Origin of the sequence: Synechococcus sp. YX-04-1, from assembly GCF_030546365.1 — a bacterium.
GTDB lineage: Bacteria > Cyanobacteriota > Cyanobacteriia > PCC-6307 > Cyanobiaceae > Parasynechococcus.
On sequence record NZ_JAUONZ010000001.1, the window covers coordinates 128,917 to 143,624 of the forward strand.

The 14,708-nt window shown below is 60.5% G+C and carries 13 protein-coding genes; 5 read left to right on the top strand and 8 right to left on the bottom strand.

What is annotated here, in order from left to right:
* Positions 1-5: 5 nt before the first annotated feature.
* Both Q3Y53_RS00680 and Q3Y53_RS00685 read left to right on the top strand, forming a co-directional pair.
* Positions 6-1,019, top strand: a complete 1,014-nt coding sequence (locus tag Q3Y53_RS00680; protein WP_226423096.1) for an SIS domain-containing protein — start codon at positions 6-8, stop codon at positions 1,017-1,019.
* Positions 1,016-1,567 (top strand): HAD family hydrolase, encoded by a 552-nt coding sequence (locus Q3Y53_RS00685; protein WP_303531703.1) that lies wholly within the window; start codon positions 1,016-1,018, stop codon positions 1,565-1,567. The genes Q3Y53_RS00680 and Q3Y53_RS00685 overlap by 4 nt, the downstream gene beginning before the upstream one ends.
* A 10-nt stretch (positions 1,568-1,577) precedes the next feature.
* Here Q3Y53_RS00685 and kdsB read toward each other — a convergent pair whose 3' ends face one another.
* From kdsB to Q3Y53_RS00700, 3 genes are read right to left on the bottom strand one after another with little or no spacing between them, the layout of a single operon-like run.
* On the bottom strand, positions 1,578-2,357 hold the full coding sequence (gene kdsB / locus Q3Y53_RS00690) for a 3-deoxy-manno-octulosonate cytidylyltransferase (RefSeq protein WP_303531706.1): 780 nt from the start codon (positions 2,355-2,357) through the stop codon (positions 1,578-1,580).
* Positions 2,357-3,067 (bottom strand): hypothetical protein, encoded by a 711-nt coding sequence (locus tag Q3Y53_RS00695; RefSeq protein WP_303531707.1) that lies wholly within the window; start codon positions 3,065-3,067, stop codon positions 2,357-2,359. Before Q3Y53_RS00695 ends, kdsB begins: the two co-directional genes overlap by 1 nt.
* Positions 3,068-3,092: 25 nt before the next feature.
* Positions 3,093-5,483 carry a UvrD-helicase domain-containing protein gene (locus tag Q3Y53_RS00700; RefSeq protein WP_303531709.1) on the bottom strand — a complete coding sequence of 797 codons (2,391 nt, stop codon included), beginning with the start codon at positions 5,481-5,483 and terminating at the stop codon, positions 3,093-3,095.
* A 138-nt stretch (positions 5,484-5,621) separates the two neighbouring features.
* Between Q3Y53_RS00700 and Q3Y53_RS00705 the strand changes: the two genes are divergently transcribed.
* From Q3Y53_RS00705 to Q3Y53_RS00715, 3 genes are all read left to right on the top strand, one after another.
* Positions 5,622-7,430 carry a hypothetical protein gene (locus Q3Y53_RS00705; protein WP_303531711.1) on the top strand — a complete coding sequence of 603 codons (1,809 nt, stop codon included), beginning with the start codon at positions 5,622-5,624 and terminating at the stop codon, positions 7,428-7,430.
* 64 nt (positions 7,431-7,494) lie between these two features.
* Entirely contained in the window at positions 7,495-8,343 is an 849-nt protein-coding gene (gene kdsA / locus Q3Y53_RS00710) for a 3-deoxy-8-phosphooctulonate synthase (RefSeq protein WP_303531714.1), read from the top strand.
* Positions 8,344-8,367: 24 nt separating this feature from the next.
* Positions 8,368-9,198 carry a sulfotransferase family protein gene (locus Q3Y53_RS00715; protein ID WP_226424893.1) on the top strand — a complete coding sequence of 277 codons (831 nt, stop codon included), beginning with the start codon at positions 8,368-8,370 and terminating at the stop codon, positions 9,196-9,198.
* Between the two features lie 5 nt (positions 9,199-9,203).
* Here Q3Y53_RS00715 and Q3Y53_RS00720 read toward each other — a convergent pair whose 3' ends face one another.
* The 5 genes from Q3Y53_RS00720 to Q3Y53_RS00740 are packed head-to-tail and all read right to left on the bottom strand — an operon-like array spanning position 9,204 to position 14,527.
* Positions 9,204-10,064, bottom strand: coding sequence for a sulfotransferase (locus Q3Y53_RS00720; protein WP_226424892.1), 861 nt, complete (start codon positions 10,062-10,064; stop codon positions 9,204-9,206).
* Positions 10,061-11,185 carry a glycosyltransferase gene (locus Q3Y53_RS00725; protein ID WP_303531719.1) on the bottom strand — a complete coding sequence of 375 codons (1,125 nt, stop codon included), beginning with the start codon at positions 11,183-11,185 and terminating at the stop codon, positions 10,061-10,063. Before Q3Y53_RS00725 ends, Q3Y53_RS00720 begins: the two co-directional genes overlap by 4 nt.
* Positions 11,182-12,426, bottom strand: a complete 1,245-nt coding sequence (locus tag Q3Y53_RS00730; protein ID WP_303531722.1) for a glycosyltransferase — start codon at positions 12,424-12,426, stop codon at positions 11,182-11,184. The genes Q3Y53_RS00725 and Q3Y53_RS00730 overlap by 4 nt, the downstream gene beginning before the upstream one ends.
* 17 nt (positions 12,427-12,443) lie before the next feature.
* Complete coding sequence (locus Q3Y53_RS00735; RefSeq protein ID WP_303531725.1) at positions 12,444-13,583, bottom strand: glycosyltransferase; 1,140 nt, start codon at positions 13,581-13,583, stop codon at positions 12,444-12,446.
* Positions 13,580-14,527 (bottom strand): hypothetical protein, encoded by a 948-nt coding sequence (locus tag Q3Y53_RS00740; RefSeq protein WP_303531728.1) that lies wholly within the window; start codon positions 14,525-14,527, stop codon positions 13,580-13,582. The genes Q3Y53_RS00735 and Q3Y53_RS00740 overlap by 4 nt, the downstream gene beginning before the upstream one ends.
* Positions 14,528-14,708 lie beyond the last annotated feature (181 nt).

Here is a 14,708-nt window from a genome sequence, read left to right on the forward strand (position 1 = left end):
GGAGAATGGGCCGATCATCACGGATCAAGTCCTTGTCCGCACTCACCCGCTGCCTTGAGGAGGAAGCCTCAGCGATCGCCACCGCTGCCGCACGCTTGAGCAGCGACCAGGTGGAAGCCGCCCTGGCCTTACTGGAGCGCTGTGCAGACCGTAAGGCCAAGCTTGTGATTACTGGTGTAGGCAAGAGCGGAATCGTGGCCCGCAAGATCGCAGCCACGTTCTCTTCAATCGGGCTCATGGCCCTGTTCCTCAATCCCACCGATGCACTCCATGGCGATCTGGGTGTGGTGGCCGCTGAGGACGTCTGTCTGCTGCTCTCAAATAGCGGAGAAACCACCGAACTTCTGGAGGTGCTGCCCCACCTGACCCGACGGGGAACCGGGCGGATCGCCATCGTCGGACGGGCTGACTCCTCCTTGGCCCGCGGCAGTGACGTGGTGCTGGAAGCCGGTGTGGACCGGGAAGTGTGTCCTCTGAACCTGGCCCCCACCGCCAGCACAGCCGTAGCCATGGCGATCGGGGACGCCCTGGCAGCCGTGTGGATGGAACGACGCGGCATCTCACCGGCGGATTTCGCCCTGAATCATCCCGCCGGATCCCTGGGCAAGCAGCTGACCCTTACTGCCGCCGACCTAATGGTTCCCGCCAGCCAACTGCACCCTTTTCAGCCCCACACCCCCTTGCCCGAAGTAATCGGCGGGCTGACGCGCGACGGCATCGGCAGTGGTTGGGTTGAAAACCCAGACAGCCCGGGAAGCCTGCTCGGCATCCTCACCGATGGCGACCTGCGCCGTGCCCTGCAGGATCACGGCGCTGAAACCTGGAGCCAATTGACGGCAAAGGATCTGATGACCGCCGATCCGATCACAGCAAAGGCCGATGTTTTGGTGGTGAAGGCTCTGGAGCAGATGGAACACAACCGGCGAAAACCCGTCTCCGTGCTGCCCGTGGTGAATCAAGAGCACCAACTGATGGGCCTGCTGCGCCTGCATGATCTGGTTCAGGCCGGTCTCGCGTGAAAAAACTGCGCTGGTGGTTGCTACGGCGCCGCCTGAGATCAATTGAACTGCTCGTGCTGGACGTGGATGGCGTCCTCACCGATGGGGGCCTCTGGTTCGATGCCGAGGGGCAGCTGATCAAGCGCTTCGATGTGCGCGATGGTCTTGGGATCCGCCTGCTTCAACAGGCGGGGCTTCATATCGCCTTCCTCAGTGGTGGCCAGGGAGGAGCGACAGAGGTGCGTGCCCGGCAACTGGGCATCAGCCATTGCCTTGTCGGCATCAAGGACAAGCCGGCGGCCCTCACGGCCCTTCAAAACGAACTGGGAGTTAGCGCCGAGCAAACGGCCTTTGTGGGCGATGACCTCAACGATCTGGCCGTCAGGCCGGTGGTTGGTCTGTTGTTCGCACCCGCCGACGCCTGTTGGCCCGTCCGGCGCGGTGCCGATGCGGTGCTCCGCCGACAAGGGGGCCATGGGGCCGTCCGTGAACTGGCGGAGCGCATCCTTCAGGGGCGTGGACGCTGGGGCCACTTGAGCCGCGACGGCTGGAAAGACCGCAACGATTGAGATGTAGAGGTCAGACCATCGCCCGGGCCTGTTCGAGCTGCTCGGCGGTGTCCACCGACAGCGACGTGCCCTGAACCCGGAAGGTGGCGATGGTGAGGCCAGCCTCGATCAGCCTCAGCTGCTCGAGCCGTTCGAGATCCTCCAGTGGTGATGCCGGCAGCTGATCCCATGCGGCCAACACATCTCCCCGGAAGCCGTACATGCCCACATGCCCCCAGTAGGTGGTGTGCTGATGCCAATCCGCCTCGGCCACATCGCGCACATGGGGGATGGCGGAGCGCGAGAAATACAGGGCGCGGCCGTCGTGGGCCAGCAACGTTTTCACGACATTGGGGTTGTGCACCGATTCGGGCTTCAGCCCGTAAACGGGGGTAACCACTGCTGGCACAGGATCCTGACTCCGAAATTCCTCAGCCATGGCATCGATCACGGCAGGATCGATGAATGGTTGATCGCCCTGAACGTTGATCACAGCGGTCTCCTCGGCCACGGGGACCGCATCTCCCCAACCCAAGGCCATCAAAGGATGGGCAACTGAAGCGATGCGCTCACTGCCGGAGTTGCAGGATTCCGCCGTCATCAGCACCGGAAACCCCCATCCCTCAGCCAAGGTCTGCAACTCGGTGCTGTCGGTGCACAGGACGACCGCTTCGACTCTGCGGGCTTCACGACAGCGCTCCAAAACGCGTTGGATCATCGGCTTCCCGCCGATGTCAGCCAACACCTTGTTGGGCAGTCGAGACGACTGAAGCCGGGCCGGAACGGCCACCACACACTTACGAATTGCCATCAATCCCAGAGTTTCATTGCATCGTCGCGGGCGCTGAACCATTCAGCAGCCAGGGGGCCACCCATGGTGCGCTGTTCGCGGAACCAGGGACCTCCCAGGGTCCAGTGCAGCATCGGAGAGGCCTCTTCGGTCTCCGGTGGAGCCTGCACATCCACCAGATGATTCCAGCCCCCCTGGATGGCGCCGATCTCATGGTCACCCTCCAGCCAGTGGAAGCGGTGCAGCTCAAGCCCCGTTGCCGTGTTCACGTAATCAGGCGTGAGCTTGGTGCAGCGGCTGCAGTTGAGCAGCATCAGGGAACTCCAGTTCTTCTTGGGGTAGGGGCTCTGCACCTCGCCGAGAAATTTCACAGTCTCTCCAGGCACATGCTCGTGCTGCACGCACATGGCGCCATAGGCGTCATCGCGCTGATCCCAGAGCGACTTGATGTCGGCCCGGCAGAGCATGTCGCAATCCATGAACAGAGCCCAGCCCTGGTAGCCCATCAGATGGGGCACGAGAAAACGGGTGAAGGAAAACGCTGTGCTCTGCTTGGGGTCCCGTTCGCGCCTGAACAACCCTTGGGCCTCCAACTGAGGGGTCACCAGCGGCGTGATCGCCAGAGGGACACTGCTGTTCTGATACAGGCTGTCGATCAGGACGTTGGTGGCTGCCCGCTCTCTCGGGTCGTAGCCGATAAAAATAGGTATCGGCTGGCTGATGGTCGACACAGGCTGTCGATGGCTGCTGGGGAGATTAAGCGGTGGTCACGGGTTCGATCGGCGCCAGGCGCGGATCGAGGATCTTGGGGCCCATCCCCGCAAACTTGACCGCGATCGACACCTTCTCGCCGCTGCCGAAGGTGTGGGTGATTTCACCAACCCCGAAGCTGGCGTGGATAACCTGATCGCCAACCTGCCAGCTGCGGCCTGGAGCAGGGCCGGCCTGCCGGCGACGCACGGCATTGGCGGGGGCCGATGTCGGCTTGTCGCGGTCCACCCGGGTGAGCCGGTCGAGGCGGCGTTCACGCCGGAGCGCCGCCCCACCGGTCTGCGGGATATCGCCCTGGATCAGGGCTTCCGGCAGCTCGGAAAGAAACACTGAAGGCACCGCCGCTTCACGCATGCCGCCCCAGAGACGACGCTCACAGGCATGGGAGAGGAACAGACGTTCCTTGGCTCGAGTGATACCTACATAACAAAGCCGGCGTTCTTCCTCCAGCGAGGCCGGGTCATCCAGGGACCGGTAACTGGGGAACAATCCCTGCTCAAGACCCACTAAGCACACCACAGGGAATTCGAGGCCCTTGCTGCTGTGCAAGGTCATCAAGGTGACGCGATCGGCCGCCGTGTCTTTGCTGTCGGCATCGCTGGAGAGGGCCGCCGTGGCTAGGAATCCCTCCAAATCACCCTCCTCGTTTTCCTCCTGGTACTGGAGAGCGGCATTGACCAGCTCCTGGAGGTTGCGGCGCCGCTCATCAGCCTCATCGGTGCCATCGGCAATCAACTCACTGACGTAGCCGCTCTTCTCCATCACCTGCTGAATCAGTTCCGATGGCGCTACGTCACGGCTGCGGGCTTTCAGATCGTTCACCAGCTCACAGAACTGGAGAAGTCCCTTGGCGGAGCGGCCGCCGAGGGAGCGCACCGCCTCCGGATCACTCACCACATCCCAGAGCGGGATTCCCAGTTGATTGGCCGCATCGGTGAGGCGCTGAATCGTGGTCTTACCGATGCCTCGTTTGGGCACATTGATTACCCGCAGCAGGCTCACGGTGTCAGCCGGATTCACCAACAGCCTCAGATAGGCCAGCAGATCCTTGATTTCGCGCCGGTCGTAGAAGCGCAGCCCCCCCACAACGATGTAAGGGATGCCCCAGCGCACCAGAGATTCCTCAATCGCACGGGACTGGGCATTGGTGCGATACAGCACCGCCATATCGCCCCAGCTCAACTCGGGGTTGGCGGCTTCCATCGTGCGCATGCGGTGCACCACGGCTTCCGCCTCAGCGATCTCGTCGTCACAGCGGGTGAGGGTGATCAGCTCCCCTTCCCCGCGGGTGGGACGGAGCACCTTGTCGATCCGTTCGCTGTTGTTGGCGATCAAGGCATTCGCTGCCTCGAGAATCGTGGCGGTGGAGCGGTAGTTCTCCTCCAGCTTCACCATCGTTCGGGTGGAGTCATCCGGCGCCTGATCGCCGAAATCGTCCTGGAACCCCATCAGGATCGTGAAGTCAGCCGCACGGAAGCTGTAGATGCTTTGATCGGCGTCACCGACCACAAAGACGGAACGGCCTGACCAGTCCTCAACATCCTGAGGCTCCTTGCCGTCGGTGACCAGCAGCTTGATCAAGTCGTACTGGGTGCGGTTGGTGTCCTGGTATTCATCCACGAGCACATGGCGGAAGCGACGGTGCCAGTAGCTGCGCACCTGCTCGTTCTGCTGGAGCAACTGCACCGGCAGCAAAAGCAGATCGTCGAAATCCAGGGCATTGTTAGCCGCCAAGGCTTTGCGGTATCGCCGGTAGACATCAGCCGTGAGCTTGCCCCGCTGGCCTTCGGCATTCGCCTCCAGCTGGTCCGGCAGCCAACCCTGGTTCTTGGCATTGCTAATGGCCCAGCGGGTCTTCTTGGGCTCGAACCGCTTGGGATCCAACTGCAGCTCCTGGGTCACGATCTCCTTGACCAGGCTCTGGGCGTCCGCTTCGTCGTAGATCGAGAACTGCTTGGTCCAGCTAAGTCCTTCGGCGTCCTTGAACTTGTCGATGTCGTAGCGGAGCATCCGCGCAAACAGGGCATGGAAGGTGCCGATCCACAGCTCCTTGGTCACCTCCCGGTAGATGCGAGAGCGCAACTGCCGCTGGTCCACGGGCGGCAAGGTGCTCCAGGGCTGGCCGTACTGGCTTTGGGCCAAACGCTGCGCAAGGAGAATTTCAAGCCGCTCCTTCATCTCGCGGGCGGCTTTGTTGGTGAAGGTCACCGCCAGGATCTGGGCGGGATCAGCACCGTGCTCACCGATCAAGTGAGCAATCCGATGGGTGAGGGCGCGCGTCTTGCCACTGCCAGCGCCTGCCACCACCAGCAGGGGCCCCTCGTGATGATCCACCGCCCGTCGTTGAGCGTCGTTAAGGCCAGCCAAAAAGCTCATGGGTGGAGATTAGTGGTGCTTAGATGCCTCCAACGCAGCTGCGATGGCCTTCCCCTGATCTTCGACTTGACCCAGGCTCTGCAGGCCAAGGTCGTCGACCTGGTCGAGCCCAAACCCGATCAAGACATTCGCTAGGCCATGCGATACACGACCACGGTCTTTGAACAACGCTGGACCTTCTGGCTGTCAACGCTGTCTGGCACCGCATTGATCATCAGCGCATGCCTGGCGCTTTGGCTTCAGTCCGGCACAAGCGGATTCAGCACTCTTCCAGAAACGACAAGGGAATCTCTGCTGAGCCAATACAACACCATCGCCCATGGGGGATGGATCGCTGTTTTGGCTGTTCTTGCTGGACTGCTGATTAATTCAATCGTCAAAACCAGCACAAAGGACGAGAGACCAGGACCACAAAAGTCCTGGCCATTTGCGGTCACAGATTTCATCAAACAACATCCAGCTGTCACGGTTGCCCTGACGATTTACGTGGTGCTGATGATTCAGGAAAGCAGCTGGTTCTACAAAGAAATTCTCACTTGGTATAACGAGATACTCAACGACCAGCTCCTGAACAATTTCAGCATCAGGGAAAGGCTGATCAACGAAACGATGGGACGCAATGACTTTCGCTTCTTTCCTCTTTCGCATCAAGATCTTCACATCCTCAGCTGGGTGACGCCCTACACCAAGGTCTGGTCATTGGTGAGCGCCCTTGAACTCATCGCCACCATCATCCTGGGCTGCAAGCTGATTGAACGGATCAAGAAAAACGGCACTAGCGCGTCACTCATCCTGATGGGAACGCTTCTGTTCCTCTTCACAAGCGCATCCGCTTACAACTATTTCCAATTCATTTACAGCGAGAGATTTCTCACATTTCTGCTGGCGTTATACGCCTATCACTACTGCATTTACCTGGACTCAGGCCAGCTTCGGAACGGTCGACTCGCACTGCTTTTCGCGCTGTTTATCCCATTTTTCAAAGACACGGCCGTGCTTCTGGCCGTCATCCCTCCAGCAACCACGATCATCGCCGGCGGCCTTGGAGCCATACCCAGCCACCCGGCATGGGGATCGATCAAGCCTTCCCAATGGATCAAGGCTTATGCCCTGGACATTGCAATCGTGAGCCTGGCTCTCTTCTTTCTGGCTTCGTTTGCGATTCTCAGTGCGCTTCCCAGCCTTGCCGCTGATGTGCCGCGCTACGACGCACATCTGGGCTTTTCAGTGCTGGCACTCGACATTCGTCTGATCGTCTTGCTGGGCTTCATCGCATCACGCCTATGGCTGATCGGCCGCAAACGAACAAACGTCACCGCCCTCGACGGACTCAACTTTGCGGCGCTGGCCTATGGATTTGCCCTGTATGCCTTGGTGGGCCTGGAAGGCAGCAACTACATGAGCCTGCCGATTCAGTTTGTTGCCGTTCTCGACATCTTGATGATCTGGGAAAGCCTTGTGGCACCGAAGCTGCAACAACGCATCAACAGTCGTCAGGCTCAAGCTGTTGCCCTCGGCACCACGTTGCTGCTGCTGAATATTGAAGATCGACAAGCCGCCACATTCCGACAACGCGCACAACTAATCAGCTGGAAACAACGTTCATGGCGAACAACCCTGAACGAAGCCAGAGCCATCACACAACGCGCCAAAGAGAATGGCGAAACCGTCAACCTCATCTACTCCAAAGGATGGTTCAAACATTCCGATCAGATGAAAGCTCTGACCTACGACCGTCTTGTGTATTACGACATCGACACCAGGCGCTACATCATCAAAGCCGGAATCGGGAAAGGAGAGTTCTACACACCACAAACAGGAGATTTTTTGGTTGACATCGACACTGGCAAAAAACTAACCAAATACGGGATTAATCTCTCCAACTACGACGTGCTCTATCAAGAGGATCCAAACCGTGAGTACGCACGGATCTTCCGCCACCGCTGATCCACCCAGAAGCGAATGGATTGAAGGCGGGTAGGCTCGCCGATCATTGGACGTGCTTAAAACCGTGGCGCATCAGATCCAGTTGGGCGACATCACTTTCGCGAACGATCGCCCCTTTGCCCTTCTGGGTGGCGTGAACGTTCTCGAGGATCTTGACTTTGCCCTGCGTTGCGCCGGCCACTACAAAGACGTCTGCGAAAGGCTGAACATCCCTTTGGTGTTCAAGGCGTCCTACGACAAGGCCAACCGCTCCTCCATTCATTCCTTCCGGGGCCCCGGCCTCAACGAAGGGCTGCAGATCCTCCAGGCGGTGAAGGACACCCACGGCATTCCAGTGATCACGGATGTGCACAGTCCGGAGGAAGCCGTCGCTGCCGCCAAGGTGGCGGACATCATCCAGCTGCCGGCTTTCCTGGCCAGGCAGACCGATCTGGTTCGCGCCATGGCGGACACCGGCGCAGTAATCAACATCAAGAAGCCCCAGTTCCTCAGCCCGGAACAGATGCGCAACATCGTGGACAAATTCCGCGAATGCGGGAACGAGAAGCTGCTGCTGTGCGAGCGGGGAACCAACTTCGGTTATGACAATCTCGTGGTGGACATGCTGGGCTTCGGCGTGATGAAACGCACCTGCGATGACCTGCCGCTGATCTTTGATGTCACCCACGCCCTTCAGTGCAGAGATCCAGGTGGTGCTGCCTCAGGCGGACGTCGCGGCCAGGTGGTGGACCTGGCCCGCTCTGGCATGGCGGTTGGCCTGGCTGGTTTGTTCCTGGAAGCACACCCAGACCCGGCGCAAGCCCGCTGCGATGGCCCCAGCGCCCTACCTCTTGATCAGCTGGAACCATTTCTCACGCAGGTCAAAGCCATCGACGATCTGGTGAAGGGCATGCCACTACTTCAGATCAACTGATGCGCGTTCAAAGGGCAGAACGTCTTGGCCTCTGACGCAACCTTTCTGCTCGGCGTTGGTGCCCAGAAAGCAGGAACCTCCTGGCTACACGATCAACTGCATCGCCGTAGCGACGCCGATTTTGGTTTTCTCAAGGAGTACCACGTCTTCGATGCTCTCGAGCTGGAGCGGTTTGCCGGCTTCAGGCCCAAGCGCCCCTCACCACTGAAGTGGCGCACCTGGCGTCGGGCGCGATTCATCGCAAATCCCGAGCGCTACTTCGACTACTTCGCCTCACGGCTCAAGCCAGCCAAGATCCGCCTGACAGGAGACATCACCCCCTCCTATGCCGGGTTGAGCGCGGAAAGCTATCAGCGCATCCAGAAAGCCTTCGCGCAACGGAACGTGAAAACGCGGGCGGTGTTCATCATGCGCGACCCGGTGGAACGGTTCTTGTCGCAACAACGCATGCAACTGCGCAAGCGTGGTTTGCTCACACCCGCGCATGAAATCGAGCACCTGAACAAAGCCAGCCTCAAGCTGCTCAAACGTGAATCTCCACGAAACGATTACCCCGCAACCCTCGATGCAGTGCGGGGCGGACTTGCTGAATCGGAGATCTTCATCGGCCTGTACGAAACCCTGTTCAAACCAGCGACACATCGAGAGTTGTGCCGGTATCTCGGCATCCCGGAACACGTCCCTGATTTGAGCCACCGCGTGAATGCCAGTCAGGCCACCACGTCGGTGCCGCGGGAAGTGCTTCAGCGCCTGGGCCGGCATTTCGCCCCTTTGGTGACGGCTGTGCAGGAGCGCTGCCCGGATCTGAACGTTGAGGAGCACTGGGCCACCGCCATGACCTGGCGGGAGGCCTAAGGCCATCAGCGGCGGAGCAGGTCGTTGAAATACACCAGGCGGCGGTTCATCCGGGCCACCCCGGGCAAGAGCAAGCCGAGATGCGCAGCCGTGGGCCCTGGCTCCGCCAGCCAGGCACCGTCGTAGGCAATCTTTCGACTGCGATCCGCATCGAAACGCACCCGGTTTCCCGCGAGAATGTGACTGCTGCTGTTCAGACCAGGCGCCAGCATCGTCTCTTGGAACTCGATGGACAGCCAGGAGCAGAGCAACTGCAAACTGCGCTGGGGCTGAAGCGCAAATTCCTCATATCCGAGACGAAACACCGGGTACGAAGACTGCCGAAAGGCCCGTTCAAACTTGGCGTTGACACGCCACCAGCGCGCCAGCTGACGCGCTGCCGGCCAGCGTTGGCCTGCCTTACGGCCGGCCTGCGCCCGGGAATGAACCCAGGAGCGCACATCGCGCACGAGATGGATGATCCGGATGTCAAACAACGCCTCGGGCAACCGCGTCATCTGCAGATCATCCTGATACGAGTCGACATGCCATACCGCCTCACCGGCGTGGGGTGAATCCATCAGCAGCCGCTGCACTTTCTCCTGCATCGGCGCTTGGTCGTGCAAGCGCAACCACTCAAGCTGAGGGCCCCAGATTGGGCACTCCGCGGCAACGACCCCACAGGTGCAACGCCGCTCAAACCGGTGAGCACCGCGCAGTTGGCTGGGCCCGCGATGCTCATCCCCCGGCCGTGGCGTCGCCAGGATTCGCGCCGCCTCACCCAGGCCAATGATCTGCGGATGCGCCCCCAGGGCCAAATCCAACATTGTTGTGCCGCTGTGGCCGAGACCACGAATCAGCAGCAACTTCAATCGCTTGCTGCTCATCGGCTGTGGCCCACCAGATCGTTGAGAAGCATTGTGATCTGATCGACGTGATGGGCCACGGTGAACCGAGCTTGAGCCCGCAGCTGCCCAGCCGCACCCCAAGCAGCCGCGAGATCCGGCTGATCCACCAGCAAGGCCATCGCCTCCGCCATCGCCTGGCGGTCACCTTCCTCCACCAGCCGCCCGGTCTTCTGATCCACAACCACATCAGGAATCCCGCCATGACGGGTGGCCACAACGGGCAGACCGCAAAGTTGAGCTTCCATCACGGAGACCGGGCATCCCTCCTCATCCCCATCCTCCGCCGTGCGGGAATGCTGGACAAACACCCGTGCACGACGCATCTCCTGGGCCACCGCATCGGGTGACAGCACGCCAGGGAACTGAACAAACTGCTCGAGGCCGAGCTGGCGAGCCCTGTCCTGCACGACGGGAAGCAGAGGACCATCACCCACCATCACCAGCCGGCAGGCATCGGCCTGATCCGTAAGACCTCGCAAGAGGGCGAAGGCTTCCAGGGTGTCCAGCGGACCCTTTTTGGACACAAAGCGGCCCACCGCCAGAAACTGCGGTGGCATGGAGGCGGGAGTGGCCCCCTGAAACCGCTGTTCATCAGCACCGGATGGACTGGTCAAAAGCTGTGCCGGCTCGGCGCCAAGGGCAATCAGACGACTCCGCATCGTTTGGTTCTTAACGATCACAGCCGAGGTGAGCTGAAACAAACGGCGATAACGCTGCTCCAGGCGCCTCACGTAACGCTCCGCTGAAGCATCGGCGCCGCGGAAGTGAACCGCCAGGGGAACTCCGGTGCGGGCCAGCTCCATCACCCGAACGGCATGAAAGCCGAACTCCACCATCACCACATCCGGCCGGTGGCGCCGCACCAACAGCACAGCCACGATGGACGCGGGCAGGGTGGCCAGCCGAAGCCACCCCAACCGGGTGCAGACCTTGCTGGTGAGCACCGCCAGGCCATAGAGAGCTTTGAAGGGCTCACGCCAGGGAATCTCGTCCCCGAAACAGGCCTCCACCGCAAACGGCAAACGGGCCAGGTTCGCGCGCACGAAGGTTTCCGTCCGTGCACGCCGGGTCGGCGCCAACACCAGAACACGTGCTGTCATGACAACGCCAGGATCGACCGCCAAAGCGGCTCCAACTGGGGCCAATCCAAGGCAGCGATGCGTGCTCGGGCCGCAGCACCCATCCTCTGGCAACGATCTGGATCAGCGACCAGCTCCTGCATCGCTGCAGCCAAAGCGACTGGATCATCGCTGGGTACGACCAAACCGCTCACCCCCGGCTCAACCACCTCAAGGGGACCAGGAGAAGCATCCGTGACGATCACGGCCAGACCAGCAGCCATGGCCTCCAGCAAGGCATTGGGCATGCCTTCAAAACGGGAGGGCAACACAAACACAGCAGCGTCCGCCAGGAAGCGCTCCGTATCAGAGCGAAACCCCAGGCATCGCAGCTGATCCGACACGCCCAGATCCTGCGCCTGCGCCTGCAATCGGTCGCGCTCCGGTCCATCACCCACCAACGTGACGGGCCAAGCCGCTGCAGCGCCGCTCAACCTGGGTAAGGCTTCAATCAACACATCCAGCCCCTTCTGGGGCACCAACCTGGCCACGGTGATGAAGCCGATGGCGTTGGTCGTCCCGCTGTCGACGGCAGGTGCAGGCGCACAGGGCAATGGATTGGGCAGCAGGGCTAAACGCTCCCAGGGCCCCATGGATTCCAAAGCCGTGAGAACGCCTGCTGTGTTGGCGGTCACTACATCCGCCCGGCGATAGGCAAGGGGCCGCAGGCGTTGCCACACCTCCGGCAGCAGCTGAAGCGAGGGATCGTTGCGCTCCGACACCACGAGGTGGATCGGCAAATCCCAGGCGGCACAACAACAGGTGATGTTGGTGCGGGTGAGCAGGGCCAAGACCCGATGGGGCCGCTGACGGCGGAACTGCCGGCGCAGCTGCCGAAAGCGAAAACCAGCTGTCGCCTCGGTTCCGACTCGAAACAGCTGCATGGCCAGGCCCTGCGCACCTGGATCAACCCGGGCTTGGAACCAGCCGGCAAACCAGCGAAGCTGCAGCTGAAACACCAGTCGGATCAGCTTGTCCAATTGGGCAAGGGCAAAACGACCAGCGCGGGCCCACCAGGAGCGATGGGTCGGTGCTCCCAGTTCAAGCAGTGGGATCCCTTCGGGAAGGGCGTGGGCCACGGCATGCCCTGGGATGAGCGTGACCAGCTTCACCTTCAATCCCTGAGCGGCGAAATGACGGGCGGCAATCAGAGCCACTTTCTGAGCGCCCCCCGCCCCCAGATGCGGCAGCACCAGCCACAGATCATCACGGCTTGAATTCATCAGCGAAGGCTCTTGCATCAAAGAGACCCCACCAAATCGAGAAACAGAGGACGCAAACTCTCCGGTGCATTGCGTTGGCGGACCGCTTGCGCCTTGGACCCAAAGGCCGCACGCGCAGCGACGTCCTCCAAGGCCCGGCGCAAAGGTGTTGCCATGTCGGTGGAAGCGACGTGCTCGGACACAAGCCAACCGTTCAATCCTGGATCAATCAGATCCGCGGGGCCCGTCGGACAGTCCACCGCAAGGCAGGCAAGACCAGAGGCCATCGCCTCAAGCAACACATTGGGATAGCCCTCAAACCGAGATGCAAGAACAAACAGATCACTGGCCCTGTACCAATCCCCCACGTTGCCGACGTTCCCCGGAAGGACCAAACGGGAGGAGTCTGAACCCATCAGCTGGCGCAGCCGTGCCGCCTGATGGAGACCGCGATACGGCTCGTCCTCGATGCCCAAAATCACCAGCGACCAATCGGTGAAGTCAGCCTGTAGGCCAGCAAAAGCGGCCACCAAGCGGTCAAAGCCTTTCTGATGGAGCTTGGTACCAACCGCCAAGATCATCTTCTGCCCCGACGGAACAAAAGCCTCGGGAGTGAGCTGGGGAGCAAGTCTTGGGATCGGCCAAACGATCGCATTGGGCAAAACCGCGGTGCGGCGGGCCAAGCCCCGTTGATGAAGCCATTGGGCAATGCCCTGCGTTTGCACCAAATGCAAATCAGCTCTGGGATACGCCAAACGACGCAGCAGACGCCAACGCCAAGCCAATGGACGGGCCGGAGGATAGTTGCGCTCCGAGATCACCAAGCGCGACGACAGACCGATCGCCGCCAGCGCCAACTTGATCGATGGCAGCGTCGTCATACCGATCAAGAGATCTGGTTGCTCTCGTCGAAGCAACTTGCGCAAGCGCAAAAGCTTCAACGGCCAAAACAAGGAACGATCCAACAAGCCCAAGAGGCCAGGCTCCCGCAAGCGACGGAGACGAGAGGGGACGGGATAGAAATCGTGGCTAGCGGGCTTCGAGGTCAACAAGGTGACGTTCCAACCGGCTTCCGACAACCATTCGGCCCATTGAAGAGTGACGCGCTCAGCACCACCAAGCTTGAGAGAATCAATGAAAAGCAGGACCGACCTGCGCTGCTGAGCTGCTGCCTTCATGGCTCTGGCTCGTTCAATTGCCTCTGCACCAAGGCCGCGATCGTGTCAGTCAAGCTCCCTTCCGAGGAGTGATTTAGCAGTCGGGCCCAATCACGGCATGCCTCTGGGGTCACGGAACCACCCGCCTGGTGAAGCTCCTCACAACTTTTCTGCAACGACTCAAGGAAGAGGAGATGGTTTTCCTGAGGCGTCCTTCCCCTGACACGTCGCCTCGAAGCAAGTCCTACAGCGTTGGCGCTCGACCAAGCTTTCAACAGGGTCAACGCATCACTGCGGACCGTTCCGTATTGACGGGGATCCAGCAGAAAGCCAAGGGCAAGACCTCGTCCGAGGTTGCTGGACATGCGGAACAAGGCATCAGGATTCATCTGATCCCTGTTGATCGCATGACTGAATGCAGCCAAGCGTTGCCAACAGCGCGCCAACAATGGCATGTCCCCTTGAAGCAGAGCGAGGTGATAAGTGGCACTGCTAATGGACACGTACAGCTTTCCTAGGTTTTGGCGATTGGACTGCAAGCAACAGGTTGTGGCTCCATCGCTGCGCAACGTCTCCGCGACGTCCTCCAATGCCACAACCAACTGCTGGGCACGCGCCATATTCTTCAAGCGAAGAATCAGATAGGCCTCAGCGACCAGCGCATAGGAGCGCCGGGTGAGGTCAAGGTCCGCACGATGCGCGAGCCAACGAAAGACCTCATCGCTTTGGTCGAGATCACGGGGGCGGGATCCGGTACGAAATAGAACACGATCCACAGCCCGATAATCGGAAGCCAACAGGCCGCGCTCCAGCAGAGCAAAGGCTTCGGACAAGGCACCAGACCTCAGCGCCAAGGTGCACTGCATTGCAACAACATCGATGGCATCCGGCCAGCGGCGCCGCGCCGAATCAGCAATCCAGGACGCTTGTTGATAGTCGTGAAGGCGAAGGCTGGCATCAAACATGAGGTAGCTGGTTGACGCTGACGTGAGCCTCCCCTGCGTGAGCCGAAACACAACAACGCCGAAAGCATGACCCAAGCGACTGTTTCGCCAGACATACGCCAACGAACTGGTCCAGACCCGTTCACGCCGCTGGTTCAGAGCTTTCAGTAACGCAAAAATCGGCGGAGCAACTCGTTTGAGC